General features: G+C 69.6%; 16 protein-coding genes. 7 read left to right on the top strand and 9 right to left on the bottom strand.

Going from position 1 to position 15,269, the window contains the following annotated elements:
• The first annotated feature begins 26 nt into the window (after nt 1–26).
• Entirely contained in the window at nt 27–1,397 is a 1,371-nt protein-coding gene (locus ACFVDI_RS02795) for an MFS transporter (protein ID WP_378900154.1), read from the top strand.
• A 165-nt stretch (nt 1,398–1,562) separates the two neighbouring features.
• Nucleotides 1,563–2,219, top strand: a complete 657-nt coding sequence (locus ACFVDI_RS02790) for a GntR family transcriptional regulator (RefSeq protein WP_378900151.1) — start codon at nt 1,563–1,565, stop codon at nt 2,217–2,219.
• A 20-nt stretch (nt 2,220–2,239) separates the two neighbouring features.
• Here the strand turns inward: ACFVDI_RS02790 and ACFVDI_RS02785 are convergent, their stop codons facing one another.
• Nucleotides 2,240–3,706, bottom strand: coding sequence for an NAD-dependent succinate-semialdehyde dehydrogenase (locus tag ACFVDI_RS02785; RefSeq protein ID WP_378900148.1), 1,467 nt, complete (start codon nt 3,704–3,706; stop codon nt 2,240–2,242).
• Nucleotides 3,707–3,813: 107 nt separating this feature from the next.
• On the opposite strand from ACFVDI_RS02785, the gene ACFVDI_RS02780 reads away from it, so the two are divergent.
• Nucleotides 3,814–5,067: an aspartate aminotransferase family protein gene (locus ACFVDI_RS02780; protein WP_378900145.1), complete on the top strand. Its 1,254-nt coding sequence runs from the start codon at nt 3,814–3,816 to the stop codon at nt 5,065–5,067.
• An 18-nt stretch (nt 5,068–5,085) separates the two neighbouring features.
• Complete coding sequence (locus ACFVDI_RS02775; RefSeq protein WP_378900142.1) at nt 5,086–5,280, top strand: hypothetical protein; 195 nt, start codon at nt 5,086–5,088, stop codon at nt 5,278–5,280.
• A 75-nt stretch (nt 5,281–5,355) separates the two neighbouring features.
• On the opposite strand, the gene ACFVDI_RS02770 is transcribed toward ACFVDI_RS02775, so the two are convergent.
• Nucleotides 5,356–6,108, bottom strand: coding sequence for a DoxX family protein (locus ACFVDI_RS02770; protein WP_378900139.1), 753 nt, complete (start codon nt 6,106–6,108; stop codon nt 5,356–5,358).
• Nucleotides 6,109–6,139: 31 nt separating this feature from the next.
• The gene (locus ACFVDI_RS02765) at nt 6,140–7,252 is read right to left on the bottom strand and encodes an FAD-dependent oxidoreductase (RefSeq protein ID WP_378900136.1); all 1,113 of its coding nucleotides are present in this window, start codon (nt 7,250–7,252) and stop codon (nt 6,140–6,142) included.
• A gap of 101 nt (nt 7,253–7,353) precedes the next feature.
• Between ACFVDI_RS02765 and ACFVDI_RS02760 the strand changes: the two genes are divergently transcribed.
• Nucleotides 7,354–8,637 carry an endo-1,4-beta-xylanase gene (locus ACFVDI_RS02760; RefSeq protein ID WP_378900133.1) on the top strand — a complete coding sequence of 428 codons (1,284 nt, stop codon included), beginning with the start codon at nt 7,354–7,356 and terminating at the stop codon, nt 8,635–8,637.
• A 12-nt stretch (nt 8,638–8,649) separates the two neighbouring features.
• Here ACFVDI_RS02760 and ACFVDI_RS02755 read toward each other — a convergent pair whose 3' ends face one another.
• A complete protein-coding gene (locus ACFVDI_RS02755) occupies nt 8,650–9,363 on the bottom strand; it encodes a polysaccharide deacetylase family protein (protein WP_378900130.1) in 714 nt (237 codons plus the stop codon).
• 109 nt (nt 9,364–9,472) lie between these two features.
• Here ACFVDI_RS02755 and ACFVDI_RS02750 point away from each other — a divergent pair, with 109 nt between their 5' ends.
• Both ACFVDI_RS02750 and ACFVDI_RS02745 read left to right on the top strand, forming a co-directional pair.
• Nucleotides 9,473–9,892: a hypothetical protein gene (locus tag ACFVDI_RS02750; protein ID WP_378900127.1), complete on the top strand. Its 420-nt coding sequence runs from the start codon at nt 9,473–9,475 to the stop codon at nt 9,890–9,892.
• Nucleotides 9,893–9,927: 35 nt separating this feature from the next.
• A complete protein-coding gene (locus ACFVDI_RS02745; protein ID WP_378900124.1) occupies nt 9,928–10,314 on the top strand; it encodes a nuclear transport factor 2 family protein in 387 nt (128 codons plus the stop codon).
• A gap of 15 nt (nt 10,315–10,329) precedes the next feature.
• Here the strand turns inward: ACFVDI_RS02745 and ACFVDI_RS02740 are convergent, their stop codons facing one another.
• From ACFVDI_RS02740 to ACFVDI_RS02720, 5 genes are all read right to left on the bottom strand, one after another.
• Nucleotides 10,330–10,641, bottom strand: a complete 312-nt coding sequence (locus ACFVDI_RS02740) for a hypothetical protein (RefSeq protein WP_378900121.1) — start codon at nt 10,639–10,641, stop codon at nt 10,330–10,332.
• Between the two features lie 36 nt (nt 10,642–10,677).
• Complete coding sequence (locus tag ACFVDI_RS02735) at nt 10,678–11,937, bottom strand: alpha/beta hydrolase family esterase (RefSeq protein ID WP_378900118.1); 1,260 nt, start codon at nt 11,935–11,937, stop codon at nt 10,678–10,680.
• Between the two features lie 131 nt (nt 11,938–12,068).
• Nucleotides 12,069–12,692, bottom strand: a complete 624-nt coding sequence (locus tag ACFVDI_RS02730; protein ID WP_378900115.1) for a flavin reductase family protein — start codon at nt 12,690–12,692, stop codon at nt 12,069–12,071.
• Nucleotides 12,693–12,747: 55 nt separating this feature from the next.
• Entirely contained in the window at nt 12,748–13,926 is a 1,179-nt protein-coding gene (locus ACFVDI_RS02725) for a DUF222 domain-containing protein (RefSeq protein ID WP_378900112.1), read from the bottom strand.
• Between the two features lie 942 nt (nt 13,927–14,868).
• Nucleotides 14,869–15,252 (bottom strand): DUF6508 domain-containing protein, encoded by a 384-nt coding sequence (locus ACFVDI_RS02720; RefSeq protein WP_378900441.1) that lies wholly within the window; start codon nt 15,250–15,252, stop codon nt 14,869–14,871.
• Nucleotides 15,253–15,269: the final 17 nt, after the last annotated feature.

The following is a 15,269-nucleotide window of genomic DNA, read 5'->3' as shown; positions in this document are numbered from 1 at the left end:
CAATCACACCGAATAGGTGAGAAGAAATGTCCGGAACCCCATCCATCCCCTCCGACGAGGCACAACCCGACAAGTCGAAGCTCCGAAGAGCCATCACGGGCTCAGCGGTCGGCAATGCGACCGAATGGTTCGACTACGGCGCCTTCGCCTATGTCGCGACAGAGATCACCGCCAACTTCTTCCCGGAGTACGGATTCGCGGGCACGGCTCTGACGTTCGCGATCTCGTTCATCCTGCGACCGCTCGGCGGCCTCTTCTGGGGCCCGCTCGGCGACCGCATCGGACGCCAGCGCGTCCTCGCGATGACGATCATCCTGATGGCGGCCGCCACCTTCCTGGTCGGCTGCCTGCCGACGTACGACTCGGTCGGCATCTGGGCCGTGGTCCTGCTCGTGCTGCTCCGGGTGATCCAGGGATTCTCGACCGGTGGCGAGTACGGCGGCGCCGCGACCTACATGGCCGAGTGCGCACCCGACAAGAAGCGCGGGTTCTACGGCAGCTTCCTCGAGTTCGGCACCATCGTCGGCTTCACCGCCGCCATCGCGGTCGTCTTCACCACCGAGTCGATCATCGGCGACGCGGCGATGACCGAGTGGGGCTGGCGTATCCCGTTCCTGATCGGTGGTCCGATCGGCCTCATCGGCCTCTACATCCGGACCAAGCTCGAGGAGACGCCAGTCTTCCAGGAGCTCGAGACGCAGGACGCCGTCGAGGGCGGCGCCGGCGCCGCGCTGAAGGATCTCTTCGCACTGTTCTGGAAGCCGATCCTCACCCTGATCGGCCTGGTCGCCGCGCTCAACATCGCCAACTACACGCTGCTGGCCTACATGGCGACCTACCTGCAGAAGGAAGCCGGCTTCAGCAGCACCGACGCCGACCTGCTGGTCATCTTCGGGCAGATCGCGATGCTGGTCTTCCTGCCGATCGCCGGAGCGCTCTCGGACAAGGTCGGCCGCAAGCCGATGTGGGGCGGCTCCTTCATCGGGCTGATCGTGCTGTCGGTCCCGATGTTCCTCCTGATCGGCCAGGGCTTCTGGCCGGCGGTCCTCGGGTTCACCGTGCTGGGCATCGTCTACGTCGCCCAACTGGCGACGATCTCGGCGACGTTCCCGGCGATGTTCCCCTCGCAGGTGCGCTACGGCGGTATGGCGATCAGTTACAACATCTCCACCGCCGCCTTCGGCGGCACGGCCCTGTACGTCAACAACGCGCTGATCGGCGCCACCGGCGACGTGCTGATGCCGGCCTACTACATGATCGCCGGATCGGTGGTCGGTCTGATCGCGCTGTTCTTCGTCGTCGAGACGGCGGGCAAGTCGATCCGGGGCACCGAGATCCCGGGTACACCGGAGTCCGAGGCCGAGCTCGCCGAGCTCGACAAGGCCCAGACCCTCTGATCGGCGACTGCTGACGAGCGGGCCGGGCGCGTCATTCGTGCCCGGCCCGCTCGGTGGTCTTTCCGCCCCGCGGTCCTGGCCACATGCAATGATTGTCAACAATCAGAACTCTTTCTCGGTGACCTATCGGAGACCACGTTGACAGCGACATCGAGCTTCGAGCCCGTGCACAGAGAGTCCACGGCCTCGGTCATCGCTCGCCAGCTGCGCACGGCGATCATGGAGCGCACCCTCCAGCCCGGAGCGCAGCTGAGCGAGACCGCGCTCTCGGCCCAGTTCGGCGTCAGCCGCGGGCCGCTGCGCGAGGCCATGCAGCGCCTGGTCCAGGAGGGCCTGCTCCGCAGCGAGCCCAACCGTGGGCTCTTCGTGATCGAGCTCGACGAAGCCGACATCCGAGACGTCTACGTGGCCCGGGCCGCCGTCGAGGGCGCCGCCGCAACGATGATCGCCCGGGCGCGGGTTCCCGCGGCCCTGCGCGAGCTGCGCGCCGCCTGCGAGGCGATGACCAAGTCCCTCGAGCTGGGTGACCCGGCGGCGCTGAGCGACGCCGACTTCCACTTCCACGACGTGCTGGTGCAGTGCTCCGGGAGCCGACGCCTGGCCCGGATGCACCAGACCCTGATCGTCGAGACCCGGATGTGCCTGACCGCGCTGGAGGGCACCTACCAGCAGCCGCTCGAGCTGGTCGAGGAGCACAACCAGATCGTCGACGCCATCGAGGCCGGCGACGTGAAGCTGACCCTCAAGCGCGTCGAGCAGCACATGGACGAGGCCCTGCGTCGCCTCATCCACGCCGAGGACAACGACGCGGGCTACGTCTAGCCGCCCGGATCAGGGTCGGGTCACATCGCGATCCCGACGTACTTGGTCTCGAGGAACTCCTCGATCCCGGTACGCCCGCCCTCCCGCCCCAGCCCCGAGGCCTTGACGCCACCGAAGGGCGCGGCGGGGTTGGAGACCACACCCTGGTTGAGCCCGACCATCCCGGACTCGAGCGCCTCGGCGACCCGCAGACCGCGGCGCAGGTCGTTGGTGAAGACGTAGTTCACCAGGCCGTACTCGGTGTCGTTGACCGCCGCGACGACCTCGTCCTCGGTGTCGAACGGGGTCAGCGGTGCGACCGGGCCGAAGATCTCCTCGCTGGCCATCCGGGCCGAGACCGGCACGCCGGTCAGCACGGTCGGCGGGTAGAAGTAGCCGGGCCCGTCCGGGGCGGTGCCTCCGGTCAGCACCCGCGCGCCACCGGCCACCGCGTCGTCGACGAGGGTCTGCACCTTCTCCCTGGCGGTCTCGTCGATGAGCGGCCCGACGCGTACGCCCTCCTCGACCCCGCGGCCGACGGGCAGCTCGGACATCGCCTTGGCGAGCCGCTCGCCGAACTCGTCGATGACCGAGCGCTGCACGAAGATCCGGTTGGCGGCCGTGCACGCCTCCCCCGTGTTGCGCATCTTCGCCGCCAGCGCACCCGCGACCGCCTCGTCGATGTCGGCGTCCTCGAAGACGACGAAGCCGGCGTTGCCGCCGAGCTCCATGGAGGTACGCAGCACCTTCTCCGCGCTCTGGGCGAGCAGCACCCGCCCGACCGCCGTGGAGCCGGTGAAGGAGAGCTTGCGGATCACGCCGGAGCTCAGCAACGGCTCGGTCAGCGCACCCGGCCGGGTCGTCGGCAGGATGTTGACGACTCCGTCGGGCACACCGGCCTCACGCAGGATCTCCCCCAGCGCCAGCATCGAGAGCGGCGTCTGCTGGGCGGGCTTGATGATGCTGGTGCAGCCGGCCGCGATCGCCGGCCCGATCTTGCGCGTCCCCATCGCCATCGGGAAGTTCCACGGTGTGATCAGCAGCGCCGGTCCGACCGGCTGCTTCGTGATCAGGAAACGGGAGCCGCCGGCGGGCGCGGTCTGGTAGTCGCCCTCGATCCGCACGGCCTCCTCGGCGAAGTGGCGGAAGAACTCCGCGGCGTACGCGATCTCGCCCTTCGCCTCGGCCACCGGCTTGCCCATCTCCAGGGTCATCAGCAGCGCGAGGTCCTCGATCCGCTCGTGCAGGAGATCGAAGGCGGCCATGAGCATGTCCGCCCGGGCCCGCGGCGCGGTCGCGGCGAACTCCTTCTGCGCGCCCGCGGCGGCATCGAGCGCGCGCCGCCCGTCCTCGGCGGTCGCGTCGGCGACCGCGCAGAGCACCTCCCCCGTCGACGGGTCGAGGACGTCGAAGGTGCCGCCGTCACCGGCATCCACCCACTGACCTGCGACAAGGAGCCCCTTCGGCACCTGTGCCACGACCCGTGCCTCGTTCGGTTCTCCGCCCATCATGCATCAGCCTCCCAGGTCGGCATCCGGCCGTCCGGCTGACAGCCGGCGGACGCTGGCCTAGTGTAGTAGCGGGTCAGATTGTCAACAATCGACAGGAGTCCACGGTGGCCAAGCTCTCCCCCATCCTCAAGCAGGCGACGCCGGTCGTGGCCGCTCGCGGCGAGGGCGTCCAGCTCTTCGACGAGGCCGACCGCCGCTATCTCGACTTCACCGCCGGCATCGGCGTGACCAGCACCGGCCACAGCCACCCGAAGGTCGTCGAGGCCACCCAGCGCCAGATCGCCAACCTGATCCACGGGCAGTACACGACCGTCCGGCACCGACCTCTCCTCGACCTGGTCGACCGGCTCGGGTCCGTGCTCCCCGAAGGCCTCGACAGCCTCTTCTTCGCCAACTCCGGCTCGGAGGCGGCCGAGGCCGCGATCCGCCTGGCCCGCCAGGCCACCGGCCGGCCCAACATCATCGTCTTCCACGGCGGCTTCCACGGCCGCACCGTCGCAGCCGCCTCGATGACCACCTCGGGCACCAAGTTCCGCGCCGGCTTCAGCCCGCTGATGGCGGGTGTGGTGGTCTCCCCCTTCCCCGACGCACCGCACTTCGGCTGGCCGCAGGAGCAGGCGACCGAGTTCGCCCTGCGCCAGCTCGACTACACGCTGCAGACCCAGAGCGCCCCGGCCGAGACGGCCGCGTTCCTCGTCGAGCCGGTCCTCGGCGAGGGCGGCTACGTACCCGCCGACCGGGCCTTCCTCGACGGGCTGCGCGAGCGTGCCGACAGGCACGGGATCCTGCTCGTCATCGACGAGGTCCAGACCGGCTTCGGCCGCACCGGCGAGTTCTGGGGACACGACCACTTCGGCTCCCGGCCCGACATCATCATGACCGCCAAGGGCCTGGCCTCCGGCTTCCCGCTGTCCGCGATCGCGGCGAGCGAGGAGCTGATGTCGAAGGCCTGGCCGGGTTCCCAGGGCGGCACCTACGGCGCCAACGCCGTCGCGTGCGCGGCGGCCCTGGCAACCCTCGACGTCATCGAGGAGGAGGGGCTGGTGAAGAACGCCGCCGAGCGTGGCGCCGAGCTCCGCTCCGCCCTGGAGCAGGTCGCGAGCAAGCACGAGGCGATCACCGACGTACGCGGCCTCGGGCTCATGCTCGGCAACGAGTTCCGCACGCCCGACGGCGAGCCCGACGGCGCCACCGCCGCCGCGGCCCAGCAGGAGGCCGCCAGGCGTGGCCTGCTGCTGCTCACCTGCGGCGCCTGGGGCCAGGTCGTGCGGTTCATCCCGGCCCTGGTGGTCGGCTCCGCGGACATCGACGAGGCCGCCGGCCTCTGGGCCCAGTCCGTCGACGCCGTCCTCGGCTGACCGCCCAGACGCCGCACGATGACAGAGGATCTCGAGCGACTGCTCCGCTGGGAGCAGGCCGGCGCGACCTGGGAGGCGATCTGGCCCCGCGCCGGCGAGGTGACGATCGTGCTGTGCACCTGCGACAGCGGCGAGGAGGTGGACCGCTACACCTCAGCGGCCGCCGACCTCCTCGACTACGTCCGGGACCCCGGCGGTGCCGAGCGGGGATGACCGACGACGGCAGCGGCATCGAGGTCAGCGGCGTGGAGCCGTGCCTGCCCCTGTTCGGCGCCGCCTGGACAAGGCTCAGCGGAGGAAGCAGAGCACGAACACGGCCACGCACAGGACCAGGGACAGCGTGGCGTTGAGGACGAGGTTGCGGCCGATGTCCCTGGCTCGGATGTGCGCGGAGACGGCGCACACGAAGTAGACGACCAGGGCCGCGCTGGTGAGCGCCCCGACGTACGGCACCCACAGCCCGGCGACCAGACCGACGGTGGCGGCGACCTTGACCCACGGCATCACCGGCCAAAGCGCGCGCGGCAGCCCGACATCGGTGAAGCACTGGGCGATGAACCCGACCGGCTTGAAGCACATCACCGCATCGCCGATCTGGATCACCGCCAGCAGCACGACCGGCCACCACGGGTCCGGCAGATCACTGACGTACGCCGACACGACCCCGCCGAGATCGTCCTGCCCCGCCGCGTAGATCCCGGTGACAAGGAGCGTCGCCGAAGCCAGCGCGAGACCGGCCCCGGCGCGACCCAGGTTCCGGTCGCCCACCCGTAGGTGCGCGCCGATGGCGAGCACGAAGAACGCCACGAACCCGGCGGCCGCGACGATCCCGACCGCCGGCACCGCCACCCCGGCCAGCAGACCGAGGAAGCCCAGCGCGTAGGACACTCCGATCGGGAAGCTCAACCACTCCAACGGCACCGAGAGCCGTTGGGCCTCGGTCACCGGGATCCGGTGTCCGGTCAGGTTGAGCACCGCCCCGCCGAGGGCGGCGACCGAGGCGATGAAGGTCAGAGCGAGATAGGTAGCCGTCATGGTCATCCAGACACCGGTCGCCCCATGCCTGTGACGGCTACCTGCCGAGCAGCCCCGCGATCGCCCCCAGCCCGGCGAGGCCGGCATCGCGGGCCGCCACGACCGGACCGTTCTCGACCTGGCCGAGCACACCGACCAGCCGGGAGGCCCGTACCAGCCGCTGGGTCGCGGGGCGCCGGGTGCGGTCGTAGGCGACCAGCGCGCCGTCGATGCGAGTGTGGCCGGCGAGCTGGGCGGCCAGGACGGCGGCGTCCTCGATGGCGGCGCAGGCGCCCTGGCCGAGGTTGGGCGTGGTCGCGTGCGCGGCGTCGCCGAGCAGCACGACGCGGCCGTGGTCGAACCGCCTCAGCGGGAGCCGAAGGTCGCAGATGTCGCCACGGATGACCGCGGCGGCCGGGGTCGCCGCCAACAGCTGCGGGATCGGGTCGTGCCAGTCGCCGACCAGAGCCGTCACGTCGGCGTGGTGATCGCTGCCGGTCTCCCCGGCGGGCCGGTTGGCGGTTGCGAACCAGTAGGTCCGACCGTCCACCAGCGGGACGTGGCCGAACCGCACCCCGGTCCCCCAGGTCTCCCCGCCGGTGGTCGAGGCTTCCCCCGGCACCGGCTCCGCGGTGACGCCGCGATAGGCGGTGTAGCCGGCATGACGTACGTCCTCCCGCTGGTGCAGCTCCTTCCGGATCACGCTGCGGATGCCGTCGGCGGCGACCACCAGGTCGGCCGGGCCACAGGGGTCGAGGTCGTCGAGGCCGGCCAGACCGGTGACGGTCACCCCGGTGCGTAGCTCGACCCCCTCGCGCTCCGCGAGCGTCGCCACCAGCGCCGAGTGCAGCCGCGCCCGGTGCACCATGACCGGGGTGCGCTCCACGGCGTCGGCACGCACCTTGGCCAGCCAACGACCGTCGGGGCGGCGCAGCCCCGCCTGGATCGCAGGCCGGGTCCCGTCGACGAGCCGGTCGGCGACCCCGAGGTCGGTCAGGATCCCCCAGGCCCGCGGCCAGATCGAGAGGCCGGCACCGACCTCGCCGAGCTCCGGCGCCCGCTCCAGGACGGTCACCTGCCACCCGGTCCGTGACAGCGCGAGCGCTGCGGTGAGCCCGCCGATCCCCGCACCGACCACCAGTGCGCTCCGGCTCCTCGTCGATCCACTCATGACGCGCAATCTAGCCGACCTCTGCCTGGGCACACCCTTGCGCTCTTCAATCGTTGTCGATAACGATTTACGCCCACGCCTCCCCACCCCGAAGGTCTTTCGTGAACCAGTCACTCTCCCCCGACCCGACCCTCCGCCATCGCTCCCACGAGGTGACGCTGACGCTGCTCCGCCCCGACGGCAGCGCGTACGCCGACACCGACCTGGTCGTCGAGCAGACCCGCCACGCCTTCGCCTTCGGCAACACCGGCTTCGACTTCATCGGTCTGGCGAACGCCGACACCGCGCAGTCGCCCGAGGCGGTCTTCGGCGGCGCCGACCCCGAGACGGCCGAGCGGCTCGTGGACCTGTGGCTGGCGATCTTCAACACCGCGACGCTCCCGTTCTACTGGTCCGGTTTCGAGCCGGTGCGAGGCGAGCCCGAGACCGAGCGGCTTCTCACTGCGGCACGCTGGTTCCGCGACCGCGGAGTGTCGCTCAAGGGGCATCCGCTGACCTGGCACACCCTTTCCCCGGCCTGGCTCCTCGACGTGCCGACCGAGAAGGTCGAGCAGGTCCTCCGCGCCCGGATCCACCGCGAGATCACCGCGTTCGACGGGCTGGTCGACACCTGGGACGCGATCAACGAGCTGGTGATCATGCCGGTCTTCGACAACGAGGACCGGCAGAACGCCGTCACCCGGCTGTGCCGGCAACTCGGCCGCATCCCGATGGCACGCCTGGCCTTCGAGGAGGCGCGGGCAGCCGACCCCGGCGTACGTCTCGTCCTCAACGACTTCGACATGTCCACGGCCTACGAGTGCCTCATCGAAGGCGTGCTCGAGGCGGGGATCCGGGTGGATGCGATCGGCCTGCAGAGCCACATGCATCAGGGCTACTGGGGTGAGGAGCGGACCCTGGAGGTCCTCGAGCGATTCGCCCGCTTCGGCCTCCCGCTCCACCTCAGCGAGACGACGCTCCTCTCCGGCGACCTGATGCCGCCCGAGATCGAGGACCTCAACGACCACCAGGTGTCCAGCTGGCCCTCGACTCCCGAGGGCGAGGAGCGGCAGGCCGACGAGCTCGTACGCCACTACCGCACCCTGCTCTCGCACCCGTCGGTCGAGGCGGTCACCTACTGGGGCCTCACGGACCTCAGGTCCTGGCTCGGCGCTCCGGCGGGGCTGGTGCGCGCCGACGGCACACCGAAACCGGCGTACGACGCGCTCCACCGCCTGGTGAAGCAGGAGTGGTGGACTGGGCCGACGCACCTACGCACCGACTCCGAGGGGCGGGTGAAGGTGCACGGCTGGGCGGGCGACTACCGGGTCAGCGTCGAGGACTCGACCGCGGCATTCGAGCTCGAGCCAGGAAGCTCGCGAACCGAGGTGACCGTCACGCGGTGACGGCCGGGCGCTCTACGGCTCCGGCGCCCAGTCCGCGTCCGGCACGCCGCCCCGAGGCAGGGTGAAGGTGTAGCCCTCGGCGAGCTTCTCCGGGAGCACCGTCGCGACCGCGCGGACGGTGTTCTCGCGGTTGCCACCGCCGTCGTGAGCCAGGGCCACCGCCCCGGGCTGCATCGCGGCACGGAGGTTGCTCGTCAGGGTCGCCTCGGACAGGTCGTTGCCGTCCCAGTCGAAGATCACGTTGCCCAGCCCGAGCGGCTGCATGCCGAGGGATGCGGCGACCTCTCCGGTGCTGCCCCAGCTGCCGTTGGGAGCCCGGAAGTACGGCACCTTCCGATCCGGGTCTCCCAGCACGTCCCGGATCGTGGCGAGGTTGTCCAGGAGATCCCGCTCGATCTGGGCGCGAGTCCAGGTGCCCATGTCGGCGTAGGAGGTGGAGTGGTTGCACAGCGTGTGGCCCTCGGCGACGATGCGCCTCAGGATCTCGGCGCCTCCTGGCGCGGTGATGTTCTGGCCGATGACGCAGAACACCGCGGTCACCTCGTGCGCCGCGAGGATGTCCAGCAAGCGATCGGTCTCGCCGGGGTTGGGGCCGTCGTCGAAGGTGAGGGCGGCCACCTTGCCCGTGCCCCTGGCCGCGGCGAGCGGCGTCGTCGTCGGACCGACCGCGCCTCCCGGCACGAACCCGGGGTCCCGGCCGGCCTGCCGGTCGCTGTTCGACTTCACCGTCGTGACCTTGGCTGCCCTCTCGGCGGCTGTCAAGCACCGAGCCGTCTCCCGGATCTGAGTACCCGCGCTCATGCACCCCGCGCCTACGATCCAGGACCCTGAAGACATGAAGCTATTCGTACGGCTGGCCGTGATGGTCGGCGGCAGCATCCTGTTCTCGGTCGCCACAGACATCCTCTTCCGCACCGAGGACGCCACCATCGGCGCAGGCCTGCTCTACTTCGCGCTGCTGCTCACCGTCTCCGGGCTCTGGGGCCTGTGGGACGGGTACCACGCGAAGCGTCTGACGCCGGTGTGCGTGCGCTGGGCGGTGATCGCCGGCGCGGTCGGCCTCAGTGGTCCGTTCCGGATCTGGTTCGAGAGGGATCGCGACTTCGGCGTGCTGTGGAGCGACTTCTGGAGCCTGACCCCGTTCCTCACCGGTCTCGTCCTCGTCCCCGCCGCGGTGGGGATCGGCATCGGCTACGCCTTCGGCAGAGGCGGCGGGACGGTTGGGAACAGCGCGCCGCAACACCCCTCCCTCTAGGCTCTCTTCCACCACAGACCCAGGAGGAGCCGCAGATGACCACCTTCCGTGAGGCCATCGAGGCCAAGGACATGGACGCCGTCGAGTCGATGCTGGCCGACGACGTCGTGTTCACCAGCCCGGTCGCGTTCAAGCCCTACCCCGGCCGGGCGATCACCGCCGCGATCCTGCGCGCGGTGGTGAAGGTGTTCGAGGACTTCACCTACGTACGCGAGATCCACGACGGCACGCACCATGCCTACGAGTTCACCGCCAAGGTCGACGGCCTCGATCTCAACGGCTGCGACTTCCTCACCTACGACGAGGAGGGGAAGATCGTCGACTTCAAGGTGATGGTCCGCCCGCTGCGGGCCGCCGAGGCCCTCGCCGCCCGGATGGGCGAGCAGTTCGAGGAGATCAAGGCCGCGGCGTCGAAGGGGTGAGCCCGGCCGAGATCGTCAGTCGGCCGCTCGCCGTTCCCGCCGCTCCTGCTGCCGCTGCTGAGCCTCGGGCAGGAACTTCAGGCACGGTGCGTCCGCATCGGAGTGCTTCTGGGTGAGGTGGAAGATCCATCGGTCCATCGCCGCCATGAAGCCGTTGTCCTCACCGGCACGGTAGGTCGCCCACTTGATCCGGTCCCGGACGACGCACTCCGTGCAGGTGACCTTGTAGACGAACTGATCCTGCGCGTCGAGGTCGATCTTCACCGTGGCGAGCGGCCCGGCCTGCGAGGCTGCCTTCCGCTCCCGAGCGGACCTGCTCGCTGTCATGCTGCACCTCGTTCTCGTCGGGAGACGAAGCCTACGTCAGCAGGTCGTGACCACGTCGAAGCGGCCGCCGGCCGACTCCTGGAGAGTCGTGACGGTGGCGTCGCCCTGGCCCATGTAGTCCTCCGAGACATCGGCGTAGTACGGGTTGTAGGGGTTGGTCCCGTAGGAGTGGGCTCGCCCGGCGGCCTGGTGCTGGGCGTTGGTCGCCGAACCGCAGTAGAGGCCGGGCTCGGTCGGCGGGTCGGTGGGCTCCTCGGTGGGCGGGTCGGTCGGCTCGGTGCTCCGATCGACGCGGCGGTTGTTGTCGAAGAAGAAGTCCGTGACGTACGCCGGGTAGTCGATCGAGTTCGTCGTGATGTAGGAGCCGCCGGGGCCGCCGCCGGCCGGCCAGTTGTGTCCCATCCCGGTGTTCTGGATCAGCGATACCCGTGGGCCGCTGCCGTCCGACCACAGCGTCCCGGAGCCGGCGGTGTTGTTGCCGGCCAGGCCCGACAACGAGAACGACGACTGCGAGGAGGCTCCGTAGATCCCGGCCATGACCTGGGCGTTGAGGGTGTTGTACCCGGGCGCGACGGTCGTGTCGTTGGAGCCGTAGATCACCGAGGTGACCTGGCTGGCGAAACCTGACGAGGCCGAGCCGGCGAAGGTCCGGCAGGTGTTGGTGACCTGCGACTGGGTCACCGCCACGGACCCGATCTGCCCCGAGGTCGTCCCCACCGACGGTCCGGCGTTGATCCCGATCCCGGCGAAGACGTCGGGCGCGAGGCACCCCATCACCATCGTCTCGCCGCCACCGGAGGACAGCCCGGTGAGATAGACCTGGTCGGGATCGATGTCCAGCGCCGGGTCGGCGAGCAGGTCGCTGACCAGCTGGAGCAGGTTGTCGTCGTGCCGGCTCGGCGAGGTCCGGGAATGATTGCTGTCGTAGTAGTCCCAGCAGCCGAGGAGTACGCCGCCGTTCGGTGCCGCGGGGACCGCCACCACCATGCCGCGGGCGTCAGCGGTCGCCGTCCAGTTGCCGCCGTCGCGCAGGTTGGCCGAGGTCTGGACGCAGCCGTGCAGATTGACCATGAGCGCCCGGCCGGTGCCGAGCGTCGGAGGGGTGCTGGGGACGTACAGCTGGGTGGTCATGCCGCCCGCCGTCCGGGCCGTCCACGTGCCCGCGGCCGCGGCGGGCTCTGCAGGGGGCGCGACCGCGATCACCGCACCACCAGCGAGCACCAGGCCGAGACCCGCGAGCGCCGCGCCGATCCGTCGTTGCCGGAACCTGGGTGAGATCCGTGACCCGAGACGCATGACCGATCCTCCTGAGCGAGACCAGCCTGCCGCCTCCCGGCAGGCAGATCGACCGTAGATGTGACGACCGACACAGGTCTATGTCGGCCCGGACCACATTCCGCCGCGCGGATGTATCGATCCGGCTCCGATCAGCGGTAGAGCTCCTCGTCGATGCTCGCCAGCCGCGACGGGTGGACCCGCTCCCCCAGCCCGTAGAACTGCTGGAAGCTCATCACCAACGGCCGCCACCGATCCGGGTCGATCCGGTTGGGATGACCCTCGAGACGTACGTCAGGCGTGACCCGCACCGCCGTCACCGCGACCTCCACGGCGAGCAGCTTCGGCTCCCCGAGCTCGTGGATCGCCGAGATGGTCCCCTCGATGTGCACCGGGCATTCTGCGACCGACGTCGGCAGCACCGTGTCCGATCCGTACGCCGTCAACCCGGCATGCCCGTACTTGTCGGCCACGTGCACATACCCACGCTCCGCCTTCGCCGCCGACATCGCCGCATTGCCCGTCGTCAGCGCCAGCCGGTCCACCTGGGTCACCAGGTCCACGCCGGGAAGGTTGAGGACGATCTCGGGCCGGTCCCTCAGGTTGCGCGCCGTCTGCGACGAGGCCCCCATCCCGAGGACCGCCGTACGTCCCAGCCAGAACACCGACGACATCGGCATCAGGTTCGTGGTGCCGTCCTCGTTGAGCGTCGAGAGCACCACCACCGGCGTGCCGAAGTAGAGGATGGCCGGATCGATGTCCACATGCGTACCCATGCCCAGAACCTAGGGCGAGCCACTGGACAGTTCCGGCGGGTTTCCGACGGAGCACTCAGGGGCGACGGGTGAACCGGATGGTGCCGTCGGGTAGTCGTTCGTGAACATAGGCAGGGTTGTGAGCCAGCCGGTGGTGGTGCAGGCACAGCAGCGCCCCGTCCTTCAGGTCGGTCATGCCGCCAGCGGCCCACGGGTCCAGGTGGTGGGCGTCACACCACTCGGGTGGCATGTCGCAACCTTCGGCCTGGCAGCACTTCTGCTGCAACCGGAGCGCTTTGCGTTGGATCGGCTGGAAGAGCCTGCTGGATCGGCCCGCGTCGAGCACCTCACCGTCACCGCCCAGCACCCACGGGATGATGGTGGCGTTGCAGGCCATCCGCCGGGCCTCGGCCGCACTGATCGTGGTGCCGTTGGTCTCGTCGTAGCCCAGGGTCGCGACCCCGAGGTCCTTGCGAAGGTCCTCGAGCGAGATCACCACGTTGATCGTGGTGGCGTCGCCGCCGTGGCGGGGCAGTGCGGCGGGGTCGATGGTCTCCAAGAGCCGGGCGAAGCCCTGGCCCATCAACCGCTCCCACCGCGGCAGCGGGCTGCCTTTGTCGAGGAGCTGTTGTTTGCGGGGCTGGGCGTAAGCCTCGACCAGCCGCTTGAACCGCATCCCAACCGAGACCGGAAGAACACCGTCGAACCCGACGGTGCCGTCACGGTTGTCCCAGATCCGCAGCGCGGTCCTCTGCTGGGCGCGTTCCTCCTCCGCCAACAGCCCCTTGGCTTCAGCGTCCTCGAACCGGGCGGGGTCGATCTCGGCCAGGATGCGTTTGCCGACGATCCGGAGCTCGTTGGCGGTGAGTCGGCCCGCGTAGTCCACCAGGAGCTTCTCGGCCAGGATCAGGTCCTCGGTGCTGGCGACCGGGTCAGCGTCGATCTTGTCGAGTGCGGTGGCGATCACCCGGGCCTTGTCCAGGGACACCACACCCTCAGCGAGCCCGGCGGCGACGCGCTCGTACTTCGCGATGCTGTTCGCGAGCTTGACCTGCGAACGGGCGACCGCCGTGTCGACGAGCAGCTCGGTCCGCATCCACCCCGAGGCGTCCTTGGCACCGCTCTCCACGGCGATGTCACCAGCCGATGCGAGCACCCGCAGCTTCAACGCCGCCTGCTGGGCCTGGAGTCTCTCCAGCCGCTCGAGGAGGTCCTTCTTCTGCCCGGTCCGCCAGTAGACGGGATCGCTGGACAACAGGTCTGGAGGGAGGATTCGATGGCGCTCAGGGCAGCGTCGATCGCGTCGCCGGGGTTGGTGCCCCAGTGGTCGATCTCGCGCCCGAGACTCATCACCGATCCTCCCTTCGAGGGTGTGCTGTGATGGGTCTGATTCTACTCCTCGAAGGCCGCAAGATCCACCCATTTTCCCAGGTCAAAGCACATTTCGCGGTCAGTGAACGGCGTCGTTCCTCTGGATGGTAAGTGGCCCAAGGGCCACCCTCCCACCGCCTCGACACCGACCCAGACAGGCAAGATTCTCGCTGCGCCACACCCGGGCCGCCGCCCCGATAGCCAGCCAAATCTTTTCTCGGCGGGCCCCGGTGTCAAGGACCGCGAAGCGGCCGGCGAAGCCGGCGGCCGCAGGCCGTCCTTTACTCCGGGGTCCGGCGAGAAGACCCTCGAGAACGGGTCGGCGGCCCAGATCCGCCACGAGGAACGGTTACGCGCAGGGTGGTCTCGACAAGCTCGACCACCGGGGCATCACTGGTCCGCGACAGCGTGGTCTCGACAAGCTCGACCACCGGGGCATCACTGGTCCGCGACAGCGTGGTCTCGACAAGCTCGAACACCGGGGCATCACTGGTCCGCGACAGCGTGGTCTCGACAAGCTCGACCACCGGGACGTCACCGCTCCGCGACACGTGGTCTCGACAAGCTCGAACACCGGGACGTCACCGCTCCGCGACACGTGGTCTCGACAAGCTCGAACACCGGGACGTCACCGCTCCGCGACACGTGGTCTCGACAAGCTCGACCACCGGGGCAACACCGTTACGCACAGGATGGTCTCGACAAGCTCGACCACCGGAACAGGCAAGCTCGACCACCGGAACAGGCACGCTCGACCAACGGAGCAGACAAGCTCGACCACCGGAGCATCACTCGAAGCGCCGCACGAAACCTTGCCCCGAGAATCTCACCGCTCGGCGTCGACCCACGTACGCAGCCGGGCGATGATCGCGTCCATGGAGCCGTCCTGGAACGCACGCCCGAAGACCCCGTCGTTGAACCGCTCGCCCCGGACATAGACGGTCGCCAGCCGCGCAGCGTCGGCGACCGGCGCAGCGGCGAGACGAGCAGGGTCGGTGCGCAGCGGGTTGCCGCTCATCCATTTCATCCAGTCGGCGTTCGCGCTCGGGAGCGCGACGTAGAGCTGCCACAGCCGGTCGCTGTACTTCGGATACGGCCACTGGATCACGCCGTCGTCGCTCTTGTCGCCGCCGCCCCAGGTGAACTCGCGGTCCTCGGCGGTGAGGCCGTCGGCCGCCTCGAAGAGCTCACGCCACTTCTGCTCCGGCACGCTCCGCAGCTCGGCCT

Source organism: Nocardioides sp. NPDC057767, assembly GCF_042798275.1.
In the GTDB taxonomy this organism is placed as follows: domain Bacteria; phylum Actinomycetota; class Actinomycetes; order Propionibacteriales; family Nocardioidaceae; genus Nocardioides.
This window is presented reverse-complemented; position numbering and strand designations above follow the sequence as displayed.